The sequence below is a fragment of the Rhizobium sp. SG570 genome, assembly GCF_012275345.1.
Classification (GTDB): Bacteria; Pseudomonadota; Alphaproteobacteria; order Rhizobiales; family Rhizobiaceae; genus Rhizobium; species Rhizobium lusitanum.
Genome location: NZ_JAAZQI010000006.1, coordinates 80,811 through 102,445, shown reverse-complemented (window position 1 = coordinate 102,445; position 21,635 = coordinate 80,811). Strand labels below are relative to the sequence as shown.

Sequence of the window (21,635 nt, the reverse complement as noted above, 5' to 3'; positions counted from 1 at the left end):
TGGATGAAGAGGCCGCAGGGCCCGCGCTGCAGTGACGGAGCTGTGTTTGAATTCTAAGAGAGGCATACATGGCCAATACCAGCTCGGCGAAAAAAGCGACCCGCAAGATCGCCCGCCGCACCGATGTCAACAAGGCTCGTCGCTCGCGCGTTCGCACTTTCGTCCGTCAGGTCGAAGAAGCCATCGCATCGGGTGATGCAGATCTCGCCAAGGCAGCTTTCATCGCCGCCCAGCCTGAACTGGCTCGCGCCGCGACCAAGGGCGTGCTTCACGCCAACACCGCTTCCCGCAAGGTTTCGCGTCTTGCCAAGCGTGTGAAGGCTCTCTCGGCCCCGACAGCGTAATTTTTCCTTAACGATTTAATCGTTAGACTTGAGCCCGGCCTTGTGCCGGGCTTTTTGGATTCGGCCAAAAAAACGCCATAATGCTAAAATGTAGCCGGCTGATCATGTCAGTGACGTGACAGAAATACACATTTGAAAACAAAGGCTTGCGGCAGGATATCTCAGCGCTGGGTGATCTGCGTGACGCGTTGCCGGCTCACAAGTGAGTCAAGGGATTTTTTTATTTTTTTGTTTTGAAACCTGTGAGAATCGCGCTGAACGGGAATCTCCTTGATTCAACAGCGATTCTTTTTTGAAGGCCATGTGACAGTCAAAAACGGCTTCACGAGTCAATGGCTGCCTCTTAATTTTGTGTAAAATTCATCGTTGATATCTGCGTTCGATCCTGCCTAAATGCATTTCAACAAGGGGCGCGGACATCATCTGAAACGGCTTCGGCGAACACTGCCACTAAAGGCGGAGTGGATGATTTTTGTCCCTTGTGACGGAGCAGTTCAGCCCCGTTTTTTCAAACAGTTGACGAGTTAAGACCGTAAGCGGCAACGCTGGCGGAACGAGGAAGCTTGTCTGTCCTTTGCAGCCTAAGTCATAAGCGTGGCTGTGGGGAGGGGAGAAAAATTGACAGCCGCTGGGGCACTGGTCGGAATACGAGGACCGACCGATGCTCCGGTTACGAACGCCAAGACGAAGGCCGCTTTAAAGAGCAGTTTTCGCCGCGGTTTTTTTGTAAAGCCTCTTGGCTGGGCTCGGCTGATGAACCGGCATGCGGCGCAGCTTGAAAAACGAGCGCGACCGTCATGTCATGGCGAAGACCTAAGGACGGCGGCTCGATGTCGTTTCGTCCTATAACGAGACTGTGGAAGGCGGCACTTTATGCAGATACATACGAGGACGACGGGTGCGTTGGAAACCGGGGACAATGCGCAGGCGTTCAGTGCGGTTTGCCTAGAAGCGGCGGGGGAAAAAGGAGACGTGGCGCAAAATGTTTTGTTCGAACGTGTCAGTGCGCGCTTGAAGGCGCAGGTTGGTCCTGACGTCTATGCCAGCTGGTTCGGCCGACTTAAACTGCATTCGGTCTCCAAGAGTGTTGTGCGCCTTACGGTTCCGACGACCTTTCTGAAGTCGTGGATCAATAATCGCTATCTCGATATGATCACCGGCTTGTTCCAGACAGAAGACGCGGAGATCCTGAAAGTTGAAATTCTGGTGCGTACGGCGACGCGGCACAGCGCGAAGCCGGGTGCTGACGAACAGGCTGTTGTATCGGATCAGGCTGCCGTGGCGCCGATCCGCCGTTCTGTAGCGCAGCCCGCCGGCCACGCGGTCGCTCAGGCGGTAAGCGCGGCAGCCGCTGCCCGGCCTGCGACGGGAGGTATGCCGCTGTTCGGCTCGCCGCTCGATTCCCGCTTTACCTTCGACACCTATGTCGAGGGCAGCTCGAACCGGGTGAGCCTTGCCGCCGCCAAGACCATCGCTGAAGCCGGCTCAGGCGCCGTGCGGTTTAATCCGCTCTTCGTTCATTCGACGGTCGGTCTCGGCAAGACGCATCTGTTGCAGGCGATCGCCAATGCCGCCGTACAGAATCCGCGCAACCTGCGCGTGGTCTATCTGACGGCGGAATACTTCATGTGGCGCTTCGCAACCGCGATTCGCGACAATGATGCGCTGACGCTGAAGGATTCCCTGCGCAACATCGACCTGCTCATCATCGACGACATGCAGTTCCTGCAGGGCAAGATGATCCAGCACGAGTTCTGCCATCTGCTCAATATGCTGCTCGACAGCGCCAAGCAGGTTGTCGTCGCTGCCGATCGCGCTCCCTGGGAACTGGAATCGCTCGATCCACGCGTCCGCTCGCGTCTTCAGGGTGGCGTGGCGATCGAGGTCGAGGCACCGGACTATGAAATGCGTCTTGAAATCCTCAAGCGCCGTCTGGATGCGGCCCGTCAGGACGATCCGTCGCTGGAAATCCCGGCGGAGCTTCTGTCTCACGTCGCCCGCAATGTCACGGCAAGCGGTCGCGAGCTGGAAGGCGCGTTCAATCAACTCATCTTCCGCCGTTCCTTCGAGCCGAACCTGACGGTCGAGCGCGTCGACGAGCTTCTCGCGCATCTGGTCGGTTCCGGCGAGCCGCGTCGCGTCCGCATCGAGGACATCCAGCGCATTGTCGCGCGTCACTATAATGTCTCGCGCCAGGAGCTGGTCTCCAATCGTCGCACCCGCGTCATCGTGAAGCCGCGCCAGATCGCCATGTATCTGTCGAAGACACTGACACCGCGCTCCTTCCCGGAGATCGGTCGCAGGTTCGGCGGTCGCGATCATACGACCGTGCTGCATGCGGTGCGCAAGATCGAGGAACTGATCTCGGGCGACACCAAGTTGTCGCATGAGATCGAGCTGCTCAAGCGCCTCATCAACGAATAAGCGGCGGGCGCTATCTGCTCTTCGTTTCACGGCCGGCCTCAGCGCCGGCCGTTTTCTTTGGGTGACCTTGTCTGCTTGATGTTGACGGGGATGACCGATTGAGTGTTCGGGCCTGCCTATGTCGGTGGCGTCGCATGTGAGACTTCGGAGAACAGCCAGGAGCGGAGGGCCGCAACCGCCGGCCGTTCCAGCGCGCCCGGCGGATAGACGAGATGATAGGCGAGTGCGCTGGCAAACCCGATGGGGAAGGGGGCTACCAGCGTCCCGCCTGCCAATTCCTGCTCGACGAAGGAGCGGCGCATCAGTGCGATGCCGAGCCCTGCCTTCATGGCGTGATAAGCCCCGGTGCCATCCGTGAAGACCGGCCCGCGCGTGGCGTCCACACGCGTCGCGCCTGCAGCTTGCAACCAGAGTTCCCAGTCGCGCCGATAGACATCATGAATCAGGGTCTGATCCGCCAGATTGTCGACGACGGGCGAGGGGCCGAGTGTCGCCGCCATCTCGGGGGTGCAAATCGGCACATATTCGTCATCGAGCAGCCTTTCGCTTGCCAGCCCTTCATAGCCGCCGAGCCCGTGGCGGATGGCGATGTCGATCCCGTCCCGCTGGAAATCCATCATGCGATGCGAGGCGCTGATGCGCAGATCGATATCGGGATGAGCCTGCTCGAAGCGCCGAAGCCGCGGCACCAGCCAATGCGTGGCAAAACCGGCAGTGCAGGCGACGGTCAGCACTGTGTCCCTTGAGCGCATCGTCAGGGCCGTGGTTGCCTCGCGAATGAGGCGGAAGGCCGTGCGCATCGTCGCGAAATAGTCGGCGCCGTCTGTGGTCAACGCAAGGCTGCGCGCCCGGCGCTCGAAAAGCCGTACGCCGAGCGCGCTTTCGAGGTCCCGGATCTGCAGGCTGATGGCGCCAGGCGTGACATGCAGCTCGTTTGCCGCCAGCGTCATGCTGAGATGACGGGCTGATGCTTCGAAGGCCCTGAGGGCCGAAAGAGACGGCAACTGATCCATAATGATTGAGTTCAGCTAAATCATGGAGTGAGAAAGACTCGCTTGCCAGAGGCCCGCTATCGCGAGATTATTTCAGCAATTCCGATGGTTGGCAACAGTATGAGATTCCGGCCGTCCATAAGTAAAACTCAATCGAATGAAATACTGGAGACTATCGTGATGCCGCAGAAGTCCATGGGCGCAGTCGAGTGGGGCATGCTTGTGGGATTATCCCTCCTCTGGGGCGGCTCCTTCCTGTTCAACGGCATTCTGGTCCATGAACTGCCGCCCTTTACCATCGTGACAGCGCGTGTCGCACTTGCCGCTATCGCTCTGCATGTCATTGTGCGCATGACCGGGCATTCCATGCCACGCGATCGCCAGGCCTGGCTCGCCTTCTTCGGCATGGGCTTCCTCAACAATGTTGTTCCCTTCCTGCTGATCGTCTGGGGCCAGACACATATTGCCAGCGGCCTTGCCTCGATTCTCAACGCGACGACACCGCTTTTCGGCGTCGTGGTCGCGCATCTTCTGACGTCGGATGAGAAGATGACCGGCAATCGCCTGGTCGGCGTCATCGTCGGCTTTGGCGGCGTGGCCCTGATGATCGGCCCGTCGGTGCTCGCAAGCCTCGGTTCGAATGTGCTGGCGCAGCTCGCCGTATTGGGAGCCGCCTTCACCTATTCCCTCGCCGGCATATTCGGACGCCGCTTCCGCCGCATGGGGTTGGCGCCCATCATTCCCGCCGCCGGTCAGGTGACGGCCTCGACCGTCCTGCTGCTGCCGATCGCTCTTTTCGTTGACCGCCCCTGGACGCTCGCGATGCCATCGGCCGAAACCTGGCTGGCGCTCGCGGGCCTCGCCATCCTGTCGACGGCCGTCGCCTATGTGCTGTTCTTCCGCATTCTCGCGACCGCAGGCGCTACCAACTTGATGCTGGTGACCTTCCTCATCCCTGTCAGCGCCATCCTGCTCGGTGCACTGATTCTCGGCGAGGACTTGCAGCCGAAGCACTTCATCGGCATGGCGATGATCGCGCTCGGCCTTGCGGCGATCGACGGACGGCTGTTTACCCTCCTCTTGAGGGCAGGGGAATCGCATATGAGATGAGATCGTTGCCGCGCCCCCTCATCCGACCCTTCGGGCCAACTTCTCCCCGAGGGGAGAAGGAGCTTGCGGCACCGGCATGCCCCATATGCAATTGCCCCGCCCTCGAGGGAGGTGACTAACAGGCCAGATCGGCAACGACGGAATCGAGGAGCAGCATTCCCGTCGGCGTGCAGCGCAGGCGGGAATTGCCCAGCCGCTCGATGAACCCGTGCTCCAGCAGGAAAGCCTCGCGCTGCGGATCTGGATCCCGGCCGGAGAGTTCCTGCCAGCGGGCGAGGTCGACACCCTCCTTCAGGCGCAGGCCCATCAGCAGCAATTCGTCGGCCTGCTCGTCGAAGCCGAGCATTTCCTGATCGACCATGCCATGGCCGTCGCGCTCGACCATCTCAAGCCAGCTCTCCGGCTTCCGCTCGGTGGCCGTTGCAAGCTTTTGCGAGCCGCGGGTCAGCCGGCCATGGGCGCCGGGACCGATCCCGGCATAGTCGCCATAGCGCCAGTAGGTGAGATTATGCCGGCTTTCGGCGCCGGGACGCGCGTGGTTGGAGACCTCGTAGGCCGGCATGCCCTCGCGCTCGGTGATCTCCTGCGTTGCCTCGTAGAGCAGCGCCGACTGGTCGCCGTCGGGCACGATCAATTTACCGGCCTTGTGAAGGCCGTAGAAGGGCGTGCCTTCCTCGATGGTCAATTGATAGAGCGAGAGGTGGTCGACGGCGTAGGAGATTGCCTCCTTCAGCTCGCGTTCCCATTCCTCGACTGTCTGGTTCGGGCGGGCATAGATGAGGTCGAAGGACATGCGCGGGAAGATCTCGCGCGCCAGCTTGATCGCCTTCAGCGCGTCGGCGACATCGTGCAGGCGGCCCAGGAATTTCAGGTCGCGGTCGTTCAGTGCCTGCACGCCCATCGACACGCGATTGACACCGGTGGCGCGATAGCCGCGGAAGCGCTCGGCCTCGACGCTCGATGGATTGGCCTCCATGGTGATCTCAATGCCGTCAGGCACATGCCAGGTCCTGGCGATGCCATCGAGGATCGCACCGACCGTCTCCGGCTTCATCAGCGAAGGTGTGCCGCCGCCGAGGAAGATGCTGGTCACTGTTTTCGGGCCGCTGATCATCCGCATCGATGCCATCTCCTTCAGAAAGGCGGCAGCGAAACGCTCCTGATCAACAGGCTGGTGACGGACATGGCTGTTGAAATCGCAATAGGGACATTTGGCCGCGCAGAAGGGCCAATGCACATAGACGCCGAAACCAGGCTCGCCGGTATCCGGTAGCAATTGCGCCCCGCGCATCAGGTCTTGCGAATCCATGATCTCCACGAAGTAAGCCTACGCCTCCAGACAGGTTTCGACAAAGACCTTGAAGGCGCGGGCGCGATGCGACAGCGCCTGCGGATTGCCGGGCTTCCAGCCATGCTTCTCGTCGGCGCTCATCTCGCCGAAGGTCGTCTCATATCCCTCCGGCTGGAATATCGGATCATAGCCGAAGCCCTGGGTGCCGCGCGGCGGCCAGACGACGGCGCCTTCGACTTCGCCGCGGAAAAGTTCGGTATGTCCGTCCGGCCAGGCAAGGCAAAGCACGCTGACGAAACGAGCCGTACGGCGTTCAGGCGAGGTGGCGCCGGCTTTTTCCAGCGCGGTTTCGACCTTCTGCATCGCCATGGCGAAGTCGCGAGTGCCGTCAGCTGTTTCAGCCCAGTTGGCGGTATAGACCCCCGGATCGCCGCCGAGCGCATCGATCACCAGGCCGGAATCGTCGGACAGTGCCGGCAGGCCGGAAGCATGCGCCGAGGCCAGGGCCTTGATCGCGGCATTTTCCTCGAAGGTCGTGCCTGTTTCGTCCGGTTCGATGAAATTGAGGTCGGCGGCCGACTTGGCGGCAAAGCCGAAGGGGCCGATCAGATCCTCGATTTCGCGGATCTTGCCGGCATTGTGGCTGGCGACGACGATGGTCTTGGTATCGAGTTTGCGCATGTCTTGTCCCGTCATAAGCCCCAGATGCGGGGTTCGGCGCATTCCAGGCTGTTGCCGGCCGGATCGCGGAAATAGATCGAGCGGCCGCCGTTCGGCCAGTGAAAATCGGCTTCGATGGCAATGCCCGCAGCCTTCAGCTTCCGGGCCATTGCCTCGATGTCGTCGCCGCTGAGCCGAAAGCAGACATGACCATCGCCCGTCGTGCCATGCGGCGGCACGGGAAGGGAGCCCGGTTCCGGCGGCTTCATCGTCTCGGCCGGATTGAAGATCAACAGCACGCCCGGCCCGCAACGATAAAAGACATGGCGGTTACCACCACGTGCGATCTTCTCGAGCCCGAGAATGCCGCTATAAAAGGCCTCGATCGCATCGAGATCGTCCGCATAGAGAGCGGTTTCCAAGATGCCTTCGAGAGCCGCGTCCGCCATTGCAGGATATCCTCAGACGATCGCCTGCTTCTGCAGATCCACCAGTTCGGCAATGCCGTTCTTGGCAAGGCCCAGGAGCGTGGCGAATTCTTCTTCGCTGAAGGGCGTGCCCTCGGCCGTTCCCTGGATCTCGACGATCCCGCCTTTGCCGGTCATGACGAAGTTGGCGTCGGTTTCTGCCGAGGAATCCTCGAGATAATCGAGGTCGATCACCGGCTGGCTGGCGAAGATGCCGCAGGAGATCGCCGCGATGTGATCTTTCAGTACGCGGTCGACTTTGATCATGTTGCGGCTTTCCATCCACTTCATGCAATCGTAGAGCGCGATCCACCCACCGGTGATCGCCGCGGTCCGCGTGCCGCCATCGGCCTGGATGACGTCGCAGTCGACGGTGATCTGACGTTCGCCGAGCTCCTTCAGGTCGACGACGGCGCGCAGCGAGCGGCCGATGAGGCGCTGGATTTCCTGCGTGCGGCCGCCCTGCTTGCCGGCGGCAGCTTCGCGCTTCATGCGCTCGCCGGTCGCGCGCGGCAGCATGCCGTATTCAGCCGTGACCCAACCCTTGCCGCTGTTGCGCAGCCATGGCGGCGTCTTTTCTTCCAGGCTTGCCGTGCAGAGCACATGCGTATCGCCGAACTTGACCAGGCACGAGCCTTCCGCATGCTTGGAAAAATTGCGCTCGAACGACACCTTGCGCATCTGATCGGTTTTTCTGCCTGAAGGCCGCATTCCACTCTCCTGAAACTTCGATGACCGCTTCTACGACCCAGAGGAGGCTTTTGCAAAGGAAAAGCAGGCTTTAATGCCCCACTGCGGCGGTAACCGCATTTTTCCCTTTTGCGATTGCTAACTGAATGATTATATTTTCACTAAGGCTCAATGGAACGGATTTGGCAGCAAAATGGTATTTACGACATCGACGGTTTCGGATGTCATTGCTGCGCTTGACGAACGCTCCAAGGAAATCTTTCGCCGCATCGTCGAAGGCTATCTCGAAAACGGCGAGCCGCTCGGTTCGCGCAATCTTTCGCGCCTGCTGCCCATGTCCTTGTCGCCAGCTTCGGTGCGCAATGTCATGAGCGACTTGGAAGAGCTTGGTCTCATCTATTCGCCGCATATCAGCGCCGGCCGGCTGCCGACCCAGATCGGCCTGCGCTTCTTCGTCGACGCCTTCATGCAGGTCGGTGACCTCTCCGCCGAGGACCGCGCCAACATCGATCGGCAGGTGCGCGGGAGCAATCGCGACCAGCCGATGGAATCGGTCATGTCCGAGGCGAGCCGCATGCTGTCCGGCATTTCGCGCGGCGCCGGCCTGGTCATTACCGCGAAAAGCGATCCCGTGCTGAAGCATGTGGAATTCATCCGCCTGGAGCCGACCAAGGCGCTTGCGGTGCTTGTCGGCGATCATGACCAGGTCGAAAACCGCATCATCGAACTGCCGGCCGGCATCACCTCGTCGCAGCTGACGGAGGCCGCCAATTTCCTCAATGCTCATATGGCCGGCCAGACCCTTCCGGAATTCCGCCGGCGTGTGCAAAGTCTGAAGGATAGCGTCCGCCAGGAGTTGGACAGCCTGTCGCATGAGCTGGTCGAGCGCGGAATTGCGGTGCTGTCGGGTGACGACGCCGAAGGCAAGCCGACGCAACTCATCGTGCGTGGCCACGCCAATCTGCTGGCCGACGTCGGCGGCGCCGAGGATCTGGACCGGCTGCGTCTGCTATTCGATGACCTTGAAAAGAAGGACAGTCTCATCGAGATCCTCAACCTTGCGGAAAGCGGACCGGGGGTGCGTATCTTCATCGGTTCGGAAAACAAGCTCTTTTCGCTGTCCGGCTCATCGCTCATCGTCGCTCCCTACCGCGACGATGACGATCGCATCGTCGGAGCAGTCGGCGTCATCGGTCCGACGCGGCTGAACTACGCACGCATCGTACCCATGGTGGATTATACGGCACAGCTGATTTCGAGGCTGTCGCGGCCAGGGATCTGACGCCTAGTCGGGAAGCAGCGTTCCCGATCCGCCCATTTCCGCCGGAAAATCCTTCTGCTTCGGCAGTCCATCTTTCATGTGCAGCACCGTCGTCTCGTAATTGGCGTGAAATGCCGGTTGAAAGTCGAGACCGGGAAGGACAGCGGCGTAAACATCGGTTACGCCCCATGGGGGATGCTCCGTCAGCAGATGGCCCCCGCAGACCGTGCACCACTTGCGCACGCTCGTTTCGGTCTTCTGGTAGCTGCCGATGCGATCTGCACCCTTGGTAATGTGGACGGCTTCGGGCGGCCAGAGCGAGAAGGCATTGACCGGTCCCGCCGACCATTCCCGGCAGGAATCGCAGTGGCAATAGCCCATCGCGATAGGCTCGCCGTCGACGGTGACCTCGACTGCACCGCAGAAACATTTGCCGGAAAGGGATTTGCCGCTGGACATTGATCTCACCCGCCGTGTTGAGATACGCTTAACTATATCACCGGAGAGAAGGCCTGGATAGCCGAGTCGCAACCAGCGTCTCTGATCCGCCGGTATCTTGCCACCGTCGTAATGCCACGAATTGGCTGATCTTCTCGACAAAGCCTTGATTTTTTCCGGCTAAACCTCGATATCGGGCACATCCAAAAGACAAAGCAATTCGGAGACCGTCATGACCGACGAAACAACGAAAACCGGACCTGACGCCGCGGCGGCCGACACATCAGCGGATTTCGCTCAAGACGCAGCGGAAACCATTGATGCGACCGAGCCGTCTCAGCCGGACCCGGTCGAGCTGCTGAAGGCCGAAAACGGCGAACTGCGTGACCGCTACCTTCGCCTCGCCGCCGAGATGGACAATCTTCGCCGCCGCACCGAGCGTGATGTGAAGGATGCGAAGTCCTATTCCGTGGCGAGCTTCGCCCGCGACATGCTTGCAGTGGCGGACAATCTGCGCCGCACGCTGGACGCCATTCCGGCCGAAGCGCGCGCCGGCGCCGATGCCGGCCTGCAGACGCTGATCGACGGCGTCGAGATGACCGAGCGTTCCATGCTCTCGGCACTGGAGCGCCATGGCGTGCGCCAGATCGAACCGATCGGGCAGAAGTTCGACCCCAATTTCCATCAGGCGATGTTCGAGGTGCCGAATTCAGAGGTGCCGAACAATACGGTCGTGCAGGTCGTGCAGGCCGGCTTCGTCATCGGCGAGCGCGTTCTGCGCCCGGCCATGGTCGGCGTCGCCAAGGGCGGCCCCAAGATCGTCGAGAACGCAGAGGGCGCCAACAGCCCGCTGGACGAAAAAGACGCCTGATCTTCACGCGATAAAAAAATAAGAGCCGGATGATCCACAATCATCCGGCTCTTATTTTTGCCTTGATCCGATGTGATCCAAGTCACCGTTAAGCGGCGTTGGATGCCTGTTCCTCGTTGAGGAATGCATAGATCGCCGAAGCGGATTCGGTGGCGCGCAGCTTGGCGACCAGGTCCTGGTCTCGCAAAACGCGGGCGATGCGTGAGAGTGCCTTGAGATGATCGGCGCCTGCGCCTTCAGGCGCGAGCAGCAGGAAGACGAGGTCGACGGGCTGGTCGTCCAGCGCCTCAAAATCGACCGGTGCTTCGAGGCGCGCGAAAATGCCTGCGATGGATTTGATGCTGGCAAGCTTGCCATGCGGGATGGCGATGCCGTTGCCGACGCCGGTGGAGCCCAGGCGCTCGCGCTGCAGCACCACGTCGAAAATCTCTCGTTCGGGAAGTCCGGTCAGTTTGGAGGCTTTGGCTGCCAGCTCCTGAAGCAGTTGTTTTTTGGAATTTGCCCTCAAGGCGGGGATGATCGCATCTTGGTGTAGCAAATCTGCCAATGCCATTCTCTTTATCCTTCGTGTCGCCGAGAACCGATAACGGGGGAGCGGCGGTCGGCCTACTTAGGCACGGAGCCGCCGCTCATCTTCTATTCTCAGCCTTTGATATTGGCCGCGTCGATCCAGCCAATGTTACCGTCCTGACGACGGTAGACGATGTTCAGATGTTCCTTGCCGGGACTGCGGAAGAGCAGCAACGGTTCGTCGGTCATGTCGAGCGCCATCACAGCCGTCGCCACCGACATGGTCTTCAATTGCTTCGTGCTTTCGGCAACGATCACCGGCGCGAAATCGGAGGCAATCTCTTCGTCGTCGTCCGGAACGCCGTCCATGACGGTGTAGGCGACTTCAGCCTGACCGTTCGCATGATTGCCGGCCTGATGGTCCTTAAGCTTGCGTTTGTAACGGCGCAGACGTTTCTCGATACGCTCGGACGCCGCGTCGAAAGCAAGCTGCGGGTCCATCGCCTCTCCGGCGGCATGCAACACCACACCGCTGTCGAGATGAAGCTTGCAATCGGCCGCGAAGCGAGAACTGGACTTGTGAACAGTTACCTGACCCGAATACCCCCCGTCGAAGTATTTCGTCACGGCCATACCGATCTGGTCTTCAATCCGCTGGCGGAATGAGTCACCAATTTCCATATGTTTACCGGAGACACGCACACTCATGGAGTTTCCCTTCTTGTAGTGGTTATTGCGCGTACCAGTTTACGCCAAGCCTCAAGCTCATCCAAGCACTTCACGCGGTCAAAGACAAATTGCGTATATCGGCCGCCTTCGGGATGATGGGGATAAGTTCATGGTCGTGCTGTCCTGCAGCGATTGCGGCGGGCTTCTAGCCCCGCCGCATCTGAAAGTCAACTGCATCTTAACGGACTGTTAGGAGATCCGCAGTCTGTGGTTGAATGCCGACAACGGTCAGAAGTTCGCGACTTTTGCGATGGCCCGCTTCTCTCGCCGCCGCTGCACGGATGAAGGAATGTTCATTGCCTCGCGGTATTTTGCAACCGTACGGCGAGCCAGCTCGATGCCGCCCTTCTTCAGCGTATCCACGATATCATCGTCGGACAGAACCGCATCGGAACTCTCGCTCGAGATCAGCAGGCGGATCTTGTGACGCACCGCTTCGGCGGAATGGCTGTCGCCGCCTTCGACGGCGCTGATCGAAACCGTGAAGAAATATTTGAGCTCGAACAGTCCGCGTGGCGTTAGAATATATTTATTCGAGGTCACGCGACTGACGGTCGATTCATGCATCTTGATGGCGTCCGCCACGGTTTTCAGATTGAGTGGCCGCAGATGGTCGACCCCATGCACCAGGAAAGCGTCCTGCTGCCGCACGATTTCGCTCGCCACCTTCATGATCGTCTTGGCTCGCTGGTCAAGGCTGCGGGTCAGCCAATTGGCATTCTGCAGGCATTCCGACAGAAAGGCGTGGTCCTGGCTGGTTTTGGAGACGCAGGCGAAATAGGACTGGCTCACCAGCACGCGCGGCAACGTATCGGGGTTGAGCTCCACTAGCCAGCTGCCGTCTGCGGCGGGGCGCACCACGATATCGGGCATGATCGCCTCGGATATGCCGGTCTCGAAGCAGCTGCCGGGCTTCGGGTTGAGCTGGCGGATCTCCGTCATCATGTCGAGCAGGTCTTCCTCGTCGACACCACAGAGCCGCTTCAGCGTTGCAAAATCACGCCGGGCGAGAAGCTCGAGATTCTGGATCAACCGCTCCATAGCCGGATCGAAACGATCCCTCTGCCGAAGCTGGATTGCCAGACATTCGCTGAGAGAGCGTGCGAAGACCCCGGGGGGATCCAACTGCTGCAAGATATTCAGCACGCGTTCCACTTCCCGAGGGGCGGCACCGAGACGCTCCGCCGTTTCCTTCGGGTCGGCATGCAGATAACCGGCATCATCGAGCTGGTCGATGAGGTACTGCGCGATCAGCCGGTCGGCCGCGGCCGGAAGCGAAAAGGGGATTTGTTCGTTCAGATGATCGCGAAGCGACACCTGGCCGGCGACAAAATCGTCAAGATCGTAGCTCTCGCCGGCTTCGCCGCCAGGCATGGATTTCCATTGGCTCAGCAGTTCCGGCGCATCGGCACGCTGCGGACTTCCATCGTCGGGAAAGACGTTGCTGAAATTGGTATCGAGCTCGTTGTTCAGCCGGTCCGCATTGCCGGTATTGTCGCTCTCGTACCAGTCGCTCGCCAGATCACCGGGATTGCGGTCGAAATCATCGTCGCCGTGGGTTTCGTCCACGGTTTCGAAGCGCTCGTCCTTCGTCTCGCGATCGCCACTACTGCCTATATCCTCGTCATTTGACGCAAATTCAAGCAGCGGATTCTTCTCGACTTCCTGCGCGATAAACTGAGTCAGTTCAAAATGGGTCATCTGCAGCAACTGGATGGATTGCATCAGTTGCGGTGTCATCACCAGGCTTTGGCTTTGGCGCAGGAAAAGATTGGCCGATAGTGCCATGGCGGACGCGGGACTCCCCTTGATCTCCTCGGGAATTCGCGTTTTCCGTTAATAAAAACTTCGCGAAATCCCAACTGGCCCAAAAATTGCTTTTTTATTGGATTTGGTCAAGTGGAACTGTGAAGCGAAGGTAAATTTCCGAAGCGCGACAGCGTCCAATAATATTGACGTGCGCTCCGGTTGAATTTCAGCCTGTCAAAGGCTGAAATTGTCGCCGAGATACAGCTTTCGTACTTCCGGATTGCTGACGATGTCGTTCGCCCTGCCATGGGTCAGGACTTCACCTGCATGGATGATGTAGGCGCGATCGATCAGGCCGAGCGTCTCACGAACATTGTGGTCGGTGATCAACACGCCGATACCGCGCGCCGTCAGGTGATGGACGAGGTTCTGGATGTCGGCGACCGAGATCGGGTCGACGCCGGCGAAGGGCTCGTCGAGAAGCATGAAGGTCGGGTCGGTTGCCAGTGCGCGCGCTATTTCCAGGCGCCGCCGCTCGCCGCCCGAAAGCGCTATCGCCGGCACTGTGCGCAGATTGCGAATGTGGAATTCCTCCAGCAGTTCGTCAATCTTGTGTTCCCGCTTCGCCTTGTCCTTTTCGTGGACCTCGAGCACGGCGCGGATGTTCTCCTCCACCGTCAGGCCACGGAAGATCGAGGCTTCCTGCGGCAGATAGCCGACCCCGAGCCGAGCGCGGCGATACATCGGCATCGAGGTGACATTGTTGCCGTCGATCTCGATCGTACCTTCGTCGACAGGCACGAGGCCGGTGATCATGTAGAAGCAGGTGGTCTTGCCCGCGCCGTTAGGCCCGAGCAGGCCGACCGCCTCACCACGCCGCACCACCAGCGAGACGCCGTTGACGACGCGCCGGGTGCGGTAGGTCTTGGTGAGGCCGCGCGCAATCAGGGTACCCTGATAACGCGCTTTATCCGCGGCCGGTGCGCCCGCTGCCGTGGAGGAAGGCCCGGTCGTGCCGGGCAAGATGGAAGTGGTCGATGTCGTCACGGGGCCGGTATCAGTTCTTCTTTTGCTGTTGTTGCTGCACTTGCTGCGACTTGGGATCGAGCTGGATCTGGACACGGCCCCCGCATGCATCCAGCTGCGCTTCGCCCGTCGCCATGTGCACGGTGAGCTGACAACCGGTGAAAACGTTCGGTCCGTCGGTCAGCACCACTTTCTTGCCCTTGAGGATGGCAAGCTGGTTGGCCATGTCGAACGAGCCGTCGTCTGCTGTCGCCGTCTGTGTGCCGGAAACGAGGTAGACCTTGTCGGTGACCAGAATGTGGTCGATATTGGCGTCACCCGATACCAGCGACTGGTTCTGCTCCTTGGCTGCCTTGGCGACCGGATTGTCCTCCGCCGGCTTGGCATTGGCATCAGCGGGCTGCTTCTTCTTGTAGAAAACAGTCATCTTGCCAGCCTGCATCGTCGTGGTCCCCTGAACCACCTTGACGTTGCCGGTGAACACGGCCTGGCTTTCCGCATCATGGATTTCCAGCTTGTCGCTTTCGATCTGGATCGGCTGATCCTTGGAAAGCGCAAGCCCTGGCATGTTGCTTGTCGTTGCCTGCGCGCCTGCTTCCGCCGCTGCGAAAAAGGCGAGCGCGCTGAAAGCACAAAAAAGGCCTGCCTTGCGCAGGCCGGAGTTGAAAATTGAATGTGTCCAATCGTTTATCATGAACCGCCCGGCTTCTGTTCGCTAGCTGTGTTGTGGAACGCGGACGGTTCGATACGCATTTGAACCTGCCCGTCGAATTCGATTACGCTCCCCTTATCCGTCATCTTGAGCGAACGCGCAACAACCGACATGCCACCTCGCTGGATTGCAACCTGATCCTGGCTGGACAGGTCGCCCTTCTTCACATCGAGGAAAGCGGTCTTGAACTCGGCGCGCAAGCCGTTGTCCATCTGAACGACGAAGGGCTCGGTCAGTTTCAACGTGTCGGCCTGGCGATCGAAATCCGCGCTCTGGGCCGTCACATGCGCGATCACGTCAGTATTGACAGGCATCGATGCCTTGATCGTCTTCAGCGTGATCATGTTCGGATTCCGGATATCTTGCAGCGCCTTTTCCGCAAGCAGGGAGTAATTGATGCCGTCCTTGTTGCGGCCGGCGATGGCGGGACGCTCCATGACGACCTTGCCGTCTTCGATCTTGGCGCCCTCGATCTGGATGTCGGCCGGCAGATAGGCGCGGATGACGGAGACGGCGATGAAGATAAGCGAGACGATGAAAGCGGCCAAAGGCAGCAGTATTCGCAGCCTCTTCACACGTGCGGAGTGAAAAGTGGCGACTTTATACGCGTTTCGGTCCGGCGCTGAGTGGATTGCGTGGCCGGAGGTCTCGATCGTATTGAGCATGCAACAGGTCCGTCTTTTCTGATCCGGAGAACGGCATTCACGTCATGCACAGACTGTGCCAAAAGGCCTATCGGATCGTTTCGCATTATTGCACTGGCTTGCCAATATGGATTTTTTTCTGCAGCCGAGGAATTTTGGCAGAAAAATATGCCATTTGCTGGTTTCATCCGATCAGGCGATGTCCTATCTGATGAAGCATCGGAGTGCCGTTCCGTCGAGGACATCGAAAAACGGGATCGCCCTTTGCTGAGGATTGTGCCTGTTTCAAGGTATTATGCATCCGGTTCGTAGCGCATTCGGTTTGTGACAGGGAGAAATAAAGCGTTATGGACAGTTCTGCAATTGCGGACCGGCGACAAATGCGCCGCAAGCTTGGTTTCTGGCGTGTCATCGCTGTTTTACTCCTCGTCGCGCTCGGCTTTGCGCTCTATCGTTTCGTCGCGGGCGACCTGCCTGACACGCGGGGACCGCAGATTGCCCGCGTCACGATTTCCGGGCTTATTCAGGACGATCCCGAACTTCTCGAGCGGCTGAAGAAGATCCGCGACAACGATCAGGTCAAGGCGTTGATCGTGTCGATCTCTTCGACCGGCGGCACGACCTATGGCGGCGAACGTATCTTCAAGGCGATCCGCGCCGTCGCCGCCAAGAAGCCCGTTGTCTCCGACATCCGCACCGTCGCGGCGTCTGCGGGCTATATGATCGCAACTGCCGGCGATGATATCGTCGCGGGCGATACCTCGATCACGGGGTCGATCGGCGTCATCTTCCAATATCCGCAGGTCAAGGATCTGCTCGACAAAATCGGGGTTTCGCTCGACGAGATCAAGTCTGCGCCGCTGAAGGCCGAACCGTCGCCTTTCCATCCGGCCAGCGAAGACGCCAAGAATATGATCCGCAATATGGTCATGGACAGCTACGGCTGGTTCGTCGACCTTGTGGCGGATCGTCGCAAATTGCCGCGCGAAGACGTCTTGAAGCTTGCCGACGGCAGCATTTTCACCGGCCGTCAGGCGCTTCAGAACAAGTTGATCGATACGCTTGGTGGCGAAGACGAGATCCTGGCCTACCTCGAAACGCGCAAGGTCAAAAAGGACCTGCCGATCGTCGACTGGAAGGCGGAAGGCAAAAGCTCATCCTTCTTGTGGCCGGGTGCCGCTTCCTGGTTGCTAAATCGTTTCGGTTATGATGATTTTGTGAGGGGAGAGGGCCTCCAGAAAATCATAACCGAGAAGTTGTTTCTTGACGGCCTGCTTTCTCTTTGGCAGGGTGCAGCCAACTGATAAATCAATGATTTAAGGGGGTAGCCGTGATCAAGTCGGAATTGGTGCAGATTGTTGCCGCCCGCAACCCGCATCTCTATCACCGCGACGTCGAAAATATCGTCAACGCTGTCCTCGACGAGATCACCGATGCGCTTGCCGCGGGTAACCGGGTTGAACTTCGCGGCTTCGGCGCTTTCTCCGTCAAGAACCGGCCTTCTCGCTCCGGTCGCAACCCGCGCACGGGCGATACGGTGTTCGTCGAGGAGAAGTGGGTTCCCTTCTTCAAGACCGGCAAGGAACTGCGCGAACGCCTGAATCCGGGCGCCGGCGACGAGGAAGACGACAACTAATAGCCGGCTCGGCTCGTTCTTTCCCGAAATGTGCCCGCGGACATATCCATTGGACATGATTGCGCCGCGACGCGGTGGTACTTGAACTCGGCCGCGTCTTTCCTATTCTGCGGCTGGCGGCATCACGCGTGCAGTCGCACGGATACGCCTGGATAAAGGAGCTGCGCAATGGCTAAAAAGATCGTCAATCTGCTGATATTGCTGCCGCTCGGCATCATCCTGATCGTATTCTGCGTTGCGAACAGGCAGTCCGTGACGCTCGCGCTCAATCCGTTCCGGCCTGAAGATCAGGTCCTGTCGCTGAACGCACCGCTGTTCGTATTGCTGTTCGCGGCATTGATCCTCGGCATGCTCGTCGGCGCTGGGGTGACTTGGTTCAATCAGGGAAAACACCGCAGGCGCGCTCGCAGCCAGTCGCAGGAGGCGGTGCGCTGGCAGGCCGAGGCTGACAAGCACCGCACACGCGCCGAGCAGATCGCCGGACAGCTCCCGTCAAAATGATCGGCTGTTGCCGAGCCGCATCTCTTTGTAATCGCCTTCCGCCGAGGCGCCGTCGCCGATGATTTCGAAGCCCATTGCCTGATAGAAGGCCATCGCACGCGTATTTTTGACCAGGCACTTCAGCCGGTAGCGGCGGCTTTTCCAGTCCGGTAGCGCGGTCAGCAGGGCCTTTCCCGCGCCGTGGCCCTGGAAGGCCGGGAGAATGTACAGCATGTGGATGAAATCATCCGGCTCCCAGATCGCCGCGAAACCCGCGATCATGCCGTGCCCGTCTTCGCAGACGAACAGGCGCTCGCCCGTTGTATGGATGGCAAGATCCTCAAGACTGAAACGACCGGGATCGACCCAGAGGAATGTTTCCCGGCGCACGCGCAGATAGATCTCGGCAAGAGGCGGCATATCCTGCTCCCGCGCCGGCCGGATGGTCCAAGTCTCTGATCTCGATATCATGAGCGGATTATATGGGCGTCAAAAGTGCCAACGGCAATCAGGCGCTGGCCTGACCGTTGATCGCTGCGGTGAAATCGGAAAAAAACTGCTGCGCAAGCTTCTTGGCGCTGGAATCGACCAGCCGCGAACCAAGCTGCGCAATCTTGCCTCCGACCTGTGCCTTGGCCTCGTAATGAAGGATCGTCTCGTTGCCGTCTTCCTTCAGCACGACGTCGGCTCCGCCTTTGGCAAAACCGGCGATCCCGCCCTTTCCTTCGCCCGAGATCGTGTAGCTTTCCGGAGCATTGATGTTGGAGAGCGTCACGTCGCCGCTGAACGATGCGGAAACCGGGCCGATCTTCAATTTCACCTTTGCCGTCAGTTCGGTCGGGGAGACCCATTCCAGGCTCTCACAGCCGGGAATGCACTGCCTGAGGATATCAGGGTTGTTCAGCGCCGCCCACACGGTATCCCTGGGTGCCGTGATCCGCTCCTCGCCGGTCATGTCCATGCGCAATCCTCCCAATGTGACATTTTGTGCATGGATCATCGCAGATCGGAAAGCGCTTTGCCAAGTGGCGGTCAGATGCTATTTGCACGCTCATATCAATTTCGAGACAAGCATGGTGAAACAGAAGGAACGCCGGCCCGGTCAGAAAGCTGCGGGCGGCCCTGGCGCAAAGCCCCGCCCGGAGGCGCGGCGCGATACGCCCGTCAAGACAGGCGGCAAAATGCCAGCATCGCGTGACCGTGGCGAGCGGATTACCGAACCGCGTACCGCCGCCTCCACGGTTGCGGCGCCTGAGCGCCCGCTGATCGTGAGAAATGGCGAGCGACCGCCGGAGCGTGTGCCGGTCATCCTGGAATCGTTGGGCGCCGGGGATTTCCATCTGATCGACAGCGGCAACGCACTGAAGCTCGAGCAATATGGCCCGTATCGCATCGTTCGGCCGGAGGCGCAGGCGCTGTGGCAGCCGTCGCTCGCCTCGCATGTCTGGGACAATGCCGATGCCATATTCACCGGCGATACCGACGAGGATGGCATGGGCCGCTGGCGGTTCCCGCGCGAGGCGTTGGGCGAAACCTGGCCGCTGCAGTTGCTCGGCGTCGATTTTCTCGGCCGCTTCACCGCATTCCGCCATGTCGGCGTCTTTCCCGAGCAGATCGTTCACTGGGCCTGGATGAAGGAACAGGCCGAGGCGGCGAAACGGCCGCTGAAGGTCCTGAACCTCTTCGGCTATACCGGCGTTGCTTCTCTGGTCGCCGCTGCGGCCGGCGCGGAGGTGACCCATGTCGATGCCTCCAAGAAGGCAATCGGCTGGGCGCGGGAAAACCAGGCCCTGGGCCGCATGGAAAAGCTGCCGATCCGCTGGATCTGCGAGGATGCGATGAAGTTCATCCTGCGCGAGGAGCGGCGGGGCAACAAATACGACATCATTCTCACCGACCCGCCCAAATTCGGCCGTGGCCCGAACGGCGAGGTGTGGCATCTTTTCGAGCATCTGCCCTTGATGCTCGATATCTGCCGCGAGATCCTGTCGCCGAAGGCGCTCGGGCTGGTGCTGACGGCCTATTCGATCCGCGCCAGCTTCTATTCGATCCATGAATTGATGCGCGAGACCATGCGCGGCGCCGGCGGCGTCGTCGAATCCGGCGAACTGGTCATCCGCGAGGCCGGCCTCGACGGCAGCACGCCCGGCAGGGCGCTTTCCACCTCCCTCTTCAGCCGCTGGGTGCCGAAATGAACAAGGATTTCCGTAACGACGGCCCCCGCAAGGTCGGACAGGTCAAGGAAGTCACTTCGCTTGCCAATCCGATCGTCAAGGATATCAAGGCGCTGACGGTCAAAAAATCGCGCGAGGAGAGCGGCGCTTTCCTGGCCGAAGGTTTGAAACTGGTCATCGACGCCCTCGAGCTTGGCTGGACCATCCGCACGCTGGTCTATGCCAAATCCGCCAAGGGCAAGCCTTTGGTCGAGCAGGTCGCCGCCAAGACGGTCGCTGCCGGCGGACTGGTGCTTGAGGCCAGCGAAAAGGTCATTGCGTCGATCACCCGTCGCGACAATCCGCAGATGGTGGTGGGCGTCTTCGACCAGCGCTGGCAGCAGCTTAGGGACGTCAAGCCGGCGGCCGGCGAGACCTGGGTGGCGCTGGACCGCGTGCGCGATCCCGGCAATCTCGGCACGATCATTCGCACTGCCGATGCAGCCGGCGCTTCCGGTGTCATCCTCGTCGGCGAAACGACCGATCCCTTCTCGCTGGAAACCGTGCGCGCCACCATGGGCTCCGTTTTCGCGGTGCCCGTCGTCAAGGCGACGCCGGAAGAGTTTCTGGCCTGGAAGAAGAAGGCTGATGTCTCCGTCGTCGCCACTCATCTGGCCGGCGCGGTCGATTACCGCACGATCGACTATAAGAAGAAGCCCGTGGTGCTGCTGATGGGCAATGAACAATCCGGCCTGCCGGATGTCCTGGCGAAAGAGGCCGATGCGCTTGCGCGCATCCCGCAGGCCGGCCGCGCCGACAGCCTCAATCTGGCGGTTGCGACGGCAGTCATGCTGTTCGAAGCCCGCCGCCATCTTCTGACCCTTAGCGAGAGCCGATGACCGAGAGCCAGACCCACGAGCAGGTGCCCGCAAAACCCGCACTGTTTTCCCGGCCCGTGCCGATCCTGATCTTCATCGTCGTCGCAGTCATTCTCGACCAGGCCGTCAAGATCATGGTCGACCAATGGCTGCCGCTGCAGGAGATGGTGCCGGTCATTCCGATGCTGGCGCTGTATCGCACCTACAATCTCGGCGTCGCCTTCTCGATGCTGTCGGGCATGGATGGCTGGTTCATCGTCGGCATGCGGCTCGTCATCGTCGCCTTCGTCCTCTGGCTTTGGCGGCGTGCCCCCAATCATCGCTGGCTTGCCCATCTCGGCTTCGCCTTGATCATCGCCGGGGCGCTTGGCAATTTGATCGACCGCTTTCTCTATGGCCACGTGATCGACTATATTCTCTTCCATACGCAGACATGGTCTTTCGCCGTCTTCAATCTTGCCGACAGTTTCATCACGGTTGGCGCCGGCTGCGTCATCCTGGACGAGCTTCTGACGCCGAAAAAGGCGAAAAACTAAAATTCTAGCGTTTCCTTGAAGGCATCGGGAAGGA

The 21,635-nt window shown here is 59.9% G+C and carries 25 protein-coding genes; 11 read left to right on the top strand and 14 right to left on the bottom strand.

The features are described from left to right. Nucleotides 1-68: 68 nt before the first annotated feature. Together rpsT and dnaA are read left to right on the top strand one after the other, a co-directional pair. On the top strand, nucleotides 69-344 hold the full coding sequence (gene rpsT, locus FHT28_RS14270) for a 30S ribosomal protein S20 (protein WP_037202970.1): 276 nt from the start codon (nucleotides 69-71) through the stop codon (nucleotides 342-344). Nucleotides 345-1,217: 873 nt separating this feature from the next. Further along, on the top strand, nucleotides 1,218-2,768 hold the full coding sequence (gene dnaA, locus FHT28_RS14265; RefSeq protein ID WP_034513977.1) for a chromosomal replication initiator protein DnaA: 1,551 nt from the start codon (nucleotides 1,218-1,220) through the stop codon (nucleotides 2,766-2,768). 116 nt (nucleotides 2,769-2,884) lie between these two features. Here dnaA and gcvA read toward each other — a convergent pair whose 3' ends face one another. Next, nucleotides 2,885-3,781 carry a transcriptional regulator GcvA gene (gene gcvA / locus FHT28_RS14260; RefSeq protein ID WP_210255755.1) on the bottom strand — a complete coding sequence of 299 codons (897 nt, stop codon included), beginning with the start codon at nucleotides 3,779-3,781 and terminating at the stop codon, nucleotides 2,885-2,887. Nucleotides 3,782-3,940: 159 nt separating this feature from the next. Between gcvA and FHT28_RS14255 the strand changes: the two genes are divergently transcribed. Then, complete coding sequence (locus FHT28_RS14255; protein WP_210255760.1) at nucleotides 3,941-4,870, top strand: DMT family transporter; 930 nt, start codon at nucleotides 3,941-3,943, stop codon at nucleotides 4,868-4,870. Between the two features lie 115 nt (nucleotides 4,871-4,985). On the opposite strand, the gene hemW is transcribed toward FHT28_RS14255, so the two are convergent. From hemW to rph, 4 genes are read right to left on the bottom strand one after another with little or no spacing between them, the layout of a single operon-like run. Continuing rightward, nucleotides 4,986-6,179, bottom strand: a complete 1,194-nt coding sequence (gene hemW / locus FHT28_RS14250; RefSeq protein WP_037202973.1) for a radical SAM family heme chaperone HemW — start codon at nucleotides 6,177-6,179, stop codon at nucleotides 4,986-4,988. Between the two features lie 18 nt (nucleotides 6,180-6,197). Further along, on the bottom strand, nucleotides 6,198-6,842 hold the full coding sequence (rdgB, locus tag FHT28_RS14245) for an RdgB/HAM1 family non-canonical purine NTP pyrophosphatase (RefSeq protein WP_047641086.1): 645 nt from the start codon (nucleotides 6,840-6,842) through the stop codon (nucleotides 6,198-6,200). An 11-nt stretch (nucleotides 6,843-6,853) separates the two neighbouring features. Beyond that, entirely contained in the window at nucleotides 6,854-7,270 is a 417-nt protein-coding gene (locus tag FHT28_RS14240; protein ID WP_037202974.1) for a VOC family protein, read from the bottom strand. Nucleotides 7,271-7,282: 12 nt separating this feature from the next. Continuing rightward, nucleotides 7,283-7,999 (bottom strand): ribonuclease PH, encoded by a 717-nt coding sequence (rph, locus tag FHT28_RS14235; protein ID WP_168596549.1) that lies wholly within the window; start codon nucleotides 7,997-7,999, stop codon nucleotides 7,283-7,285. Nucleotides 8,000-8,171: 172 nt separating this feature from the next. Between rph and hrcA the strand changes: the two genes are divergently transcribed. Beyond that, a complete protein-coding gene (hrcA, locus tag FHT28_RS14230; protein WP_037202978.1) occupies nucleotides 8,172-9,260 on the top strand; it encodes a heat-inducible transcriptional repressor HrcA in 1,089 nt (362 codons plus the stop codon). A gap of 3 nt (nucleotides 9,261-9,263) precedes the next feature. Here the strand turns inward: hrcA and FHT28_RS14225 are convergent, their stop codons facing one another. Further along, nucleotides 9,264-9,698, bottom strand: a complete 435-nt coding sequence (locus tag FHT28_RS14225; protein ID WP_037202980.1) for a GFA family protein — start codon at nucleotides 9,696-9,698, stop codon at nucleotides 9,264-9,266. Nucleotides 9,699-9,909: 211 nt separating this feature from the next. On the opposite strand from FHT28_RS14225, the gene grpE reads away from it, so the two are divergent. Further along, nucleotides 9,910-10,548, top strand: a complete 639-nt coding sequence (grpE, locus tag FHT28_RS14220; protein ID WP_037202982.1) for a nucleotide exchange factor GrpE — start codon at nucleotides 9,910-9,912, stop codon at nucleotides 10,546-10,548. An 88-nt stretch (nucleotides 10,549-10,636) separates the two neighbouring features. Here grpE and ptsN read toward each other — a convergent pair whose 3' ends face one another. The 6 genes from ptsN to lptC form a co-directional block, all read right to left on the bottom strand. Next, nucleotides 10,637-11,101 (bottom strand): PTS IIA-like nitrogen regulatory protein PtsN, encoded by a 465-nt coding sequence (ptsN, locus tag FHT28_RS14215; RefSeq protein ID WP_037202984.1) that lies wholly within the window; start codon nucleotides 11,099-11,101, stop codon nucleotides 10,637-10,639. A gap of 89 nt (nucleotides 11,102-11,190) precedes the next feature. Next, entirely contained in the window at nucleotides 11,191-11,766 is a 576-nt protein-coding gene (gene raiA / locus FHT28_RS14210; RefSeq protein WP_037202985.1) for a ribosome-associated translation inhibitor RaiA, read from the bottom strand. A gap of 249 nt (nucleotides 11,767-12,015) precedes the next feature. Next, complete coding sequence (gene rpoN, locus FHT28_RS14205; protein ID WP_168596548.1) at nucleotides 12,016-13,575, bottom strand: RNA polymerase factor sigma-54; 1,560 nt, start codon at nucleotides 13,573-13,575, stop codon at nucleotides 12,016-12,018. Between the two features lie 195 nt (nucleotides 13,576-13,770). Then, nucleotides 13,771-14,562, bottom strand: coding sequence for an LPS export ABC transporter ATP-binding protein (gene lptB, locus FHT28_RS14200; protein ID WP_245297501.1), 792 nt, complete (start codon nucleotides 14,560-14,562; stop codon nucleotides 13,771-13,773). Between the two features lie 31 nt (nucleotides 14,563-14,593). Beyond that, the gene (locus FHT28_RS14195) at nucleotides 14,594-15,256 is read right to left on the bottom strand and encodes an LptA/OstA family protein (protein ID WP_037202988.1); all 663 of its coding nucleotides are present in this window, start codon (nucleotides 15,254-15,256) and stop codon (nucleotides 14,594-14,596) included. Beyond that, nucleotides 15,253-15,939: an LPS export ABC transporter periplasmic protein LptC gene (gene lptC, locus FHT28_RS14190; protein WP_037202989.1), complete on the bottom strand. Its 687-nt coding sequence runs from the start codon at nucleotides 15,937-15,939 to the stop codon at nucleotides 15,253-15,255. Before lptC ends, FHT28_RS14195 begins: the two co-directional genes overlap by 4 nt. Before the next feature lie 326 nt (nucleotides 15,940-16,265). Between lptC and sppA the strand changes: the two genes are divergently transcribed. From sppA to FHT28_RS14175, 3 genes are all read left to right on the top strand, one after another. Beyond that, complete coding sequence (gene sppA, locus FHT28_RS14185; protein ID WP_168596547.1) at nucleotides 16,266-17,222, top strand: signal peptide peptidase SppA; 957 nt, start codon at nucleotides 16,266-16,268, stop codon at nucleotides 17,220-17,222. Between the two features lie 26 nt (nucleotides 17,223-17,248). Further along, nucleotides 17,249-17,554, top strand: a complete 306-nt coding sequence (locus FHT28_RS14180; RefSeq protein WP_004120746.1) for an integration host factor subunit beta — start codon at nucleotides 17,249-17,251, stop codon at nucleotides 17,552-17,554. A gap of 168 nt (nucleotides 17,555-17,722) precedes the next feature. Further along, nucleotides 17,723-18,055 carry a LapA family protein gene (locus FHT28_RS14175; RefSeq protein WP_037202994.1) on the top strand — a complete coding sequence of 111 codons (333 nt, stop codon included), beginning with the start codon at nucleotides 17,723-17,725 and terminating at the stop codon, nucleotides 18,053-18,055. Here FHT28_RS14175 and FHT28_RS14170 read toward each other — a convergent pair. Further along, nucleotides 18,047-18,505 (bottom strand): GNAT family N-acetyltransferase, encoded by a 459-nt coding sequence (locus FHT28_RS14170; RefSeq protein ID WP_168596546.1) that lies wholly within the window; start codon nucleotides 18,503-18,505, stop codon nucleotides 18,047-18,049. The genes FHT28_RS14175 and FHT28_RS14170 overlap by 9 nt on opposite strands. A gap of 37 nt (nucleotides 18,506-18,542) precedes the next feature. Next, nucleotides 18,543-18,995 carry a carbon monoxide dehydrogenase subunit G gene (locus FHT28_RS14165; RefSeq protein ID WP_037202998.1) on the bottom strand — a complete coding sequence of 151 codons (453 nt, stop codon included), beginning with the start codon at nucleotides 18,993-18,995 and terminating at the stop codon, nucleotides 18,543-18,545. 112 nt (nucleotides 18,996-19,107) lie between these two features. Here FHT28_RS14165 and FHT28_RS14160 point away from each other — a divergent pair, with 112 nt between their 5' ends. Genes FHT28_RS14160 through lspA form a run of 3 tightly spaced genes read left to right on the top strand, consistent with a single transcriptional unit; the run spans nucleotide 19,108 to nucleotide 21,601 of the window. Further along, nucleotides 19,108-20,229, top strand: a complete 1,122-nt coding sequence (locus FHT28_RS14160; protein WP_168596545.1) for a class I SAM-dependent methyltransferase — start codon at nucleotides 19,108-19,110, stop codon at nucleotides 20,227-20,229. Beyond that, the gene (locus tag FHT28_RS14155) at nucleotides 20,226-21,086 is read left to right on the top strand and encodes an RNA methyltransferase (protein ID WP_168596544.1); all 861 of its coding nucleotides are present in this window, start codon (nucleotides 20,226-20,228) and stop codon (nucleotides 21,084-21,086) included. The genes FHT28_RS14160 and FHT28_RS14155 overlap by 4 nt, the downstream gene beginning before the upstream one ends. Continuing rightward, nucleotides 21,083-21,601: a signal peptidase II gene (gene lspA, locus FHT28_RS14150; protein WP_037203001.1), complete on the top strand. Its 519-nt coding sequence runs from the start codon at nucleotides 21,083-21,085 to the stop codon at nucleotides 21,599-21,601. The genes FHT28_RS14155 and lspA overlap by 4 nt, the downstream gene beginning before the upstream one ends. The last annotated feature ends 34 nt before the right edge of the window (nucleotides 21,602-21,635 follow it).

Excerpts from the sequence above, each read along its gene's own strand:
- rpsT (WP_037202970.1), top strand. The coding sequence starts at position 69 with ATGGCCAATACCAGCTCGGCGAAAAAAGCGACCCGCAAGATCGCCCGC.
- dnaA (WP_034513977.1), top strand. The coding sequence starts at position 1,218 with ATGCAGATACATACGAGGACGACGGGTGCGTTGGAAACCGGGGACAAT.
- gcvA (WP_210255755.1), bottom strand. The coding sequence starts at position 3,781 with ATGGATCAGTTGCCGTCTCTTTCGGCCCTCAGGGCCTTCGAAGCATCA.
- FHT28_RS14255 (WP_210255760.1), top strand. The coding sequence starts at position 3,941 with ATGCCGCAGAAGTCCATGGGCGCAGTCGAGTGGGGCATGCTTGTGGGA.
- hemW (WP_037202973.1), bottom strand. The coding sequence starts at position 6,179 with ATGGATTCGCAAGACCTGATGCGCGGGGCGCAATTGCTACCGGATACC.
- rdgB (WP_047641086.1), bottom strand. The coding sequence starts at position 6,842 with ATGCGCAAACTCGATACCAAGACCATCGTCGTCGCCAGCCACAATGCC.
- FHT28_RS14240 (WP_037202974.1), bottom strand. The coding sequence starts at position 7,270 with ATGGCGGACGCGGCTCTCGAAGGCATCTTGGAAACCGCTCTCTATGCG.
- rph (WP_168596549.1), bottom strand. The coding sequence starts at position 7,999 with ATGCGGCCTTCAGGCAGAAAAACCGATCAGATGCGCAAGGTGTCGTTC.
- hrcA (WP_037202978.1), top strand. The coding sequence starts at position 8,172 with ATGGTATTTACGACATCGACGGTTTCGGATGTCATTGCTGCGCTTGAC.
- FHT28_RS14225 (WP_037202980.1), bottom strand. The coding sequence starts at position 9,698 with ATGTCCAGCGGCAAATCCCTTTCCGGCAAATGTTTCTGCGGTGCAGTC.
- grpE (WP_037202982.1), top strand. The coding sequence starts at position 9,910 with ATGACCGACGAAACAACGAAAACCGGACCTGACGCCGCGGCGGCCGAC.
- ptsN (WP_037202984.1), bottom strand. The coding sequence starts at position 11,101 with ATGGCATTGGCAGATTTGCTACACCAAGATGCGATCATCCCCGCCTTG.
- raiA (WP_037202985.1), bottom strand. The coding sequence starts at position 11,766 with ATGAGTGTGCGTGTCTCCGGTAAACATATGGAAATTGGTGACTCATTC.
- rpoN (WP_168596548.1), bottom strand. The coding sequence starts at position 13,575 with ATGGCACTATCGGCCAATCTTTTCCTGCGCCAAAGCCAAAGCCTGGTG.
- FHT28_RS14195 (WP_037202988.1), bottom strand. The coding sequence starts at position 15,256 with ATGATAAACGATTGGACACATTCAATTTTCAACTCCGGCCTGCGCAAG.
- lptC (WP_037202989.1), bottom strand. The coding sequence starts at position 15,939 with ATGCTCAATACGATCGAGACCTCCGGCCACGCAATCCACTCAGCGCCG.
- sppA (WP_168596547.1), top strand. The coding sequence starts at position 16,266 with ATGGACAGTTCTGCAATTGCGGACCGGCGACAAATGCGCCGCAAGCTT.
- FHT28_RS14175 (WP_037202994.1), top strand. The coding sequence starts at position 17,723 with ATGGCTAAAAAGATCGTCAATCTGCTGATATTGCTGCCGCTCGGCATC.
- FHT28_RS14170 (WP_168596546.1), bottom strand. The coding sequence starts at position 18,505 with ATGATATCGAGATCAGAGACTTGGACCATCCGGCCGGCGCGGGAGCAG.
- FHT28_RS14165 (WP_037202998.1), bottom strand. The coding sequence starts at position 18,995 with ATGGACATGACCGGCGAGGAGCGGATCACGGCACCCAGGGATACCGTG.
- FHT28_RS14160 (WP_168596545.1), top strand. The coding sequence starts at position 19,108 with ATGGTGAAACAGAAGGAACGCCGGCCCGGTCAGAAAGCTGCGGGCGGC.
- FHT28_RS14155 (WP_168596544.1), top strand. The coding sequence starts at position 20,226 with ATGAACAAGGATTTCCGTAACGACGGCCCCCGCAAGGTCGGACAGGTC.
- lspA (WP_037203001.1), top strand. The coding sequence starts at position 21,083 with ATGACCGAGAGCCAGACCCACGAGCAGGTGCCCGCAAAACCCGCACTG.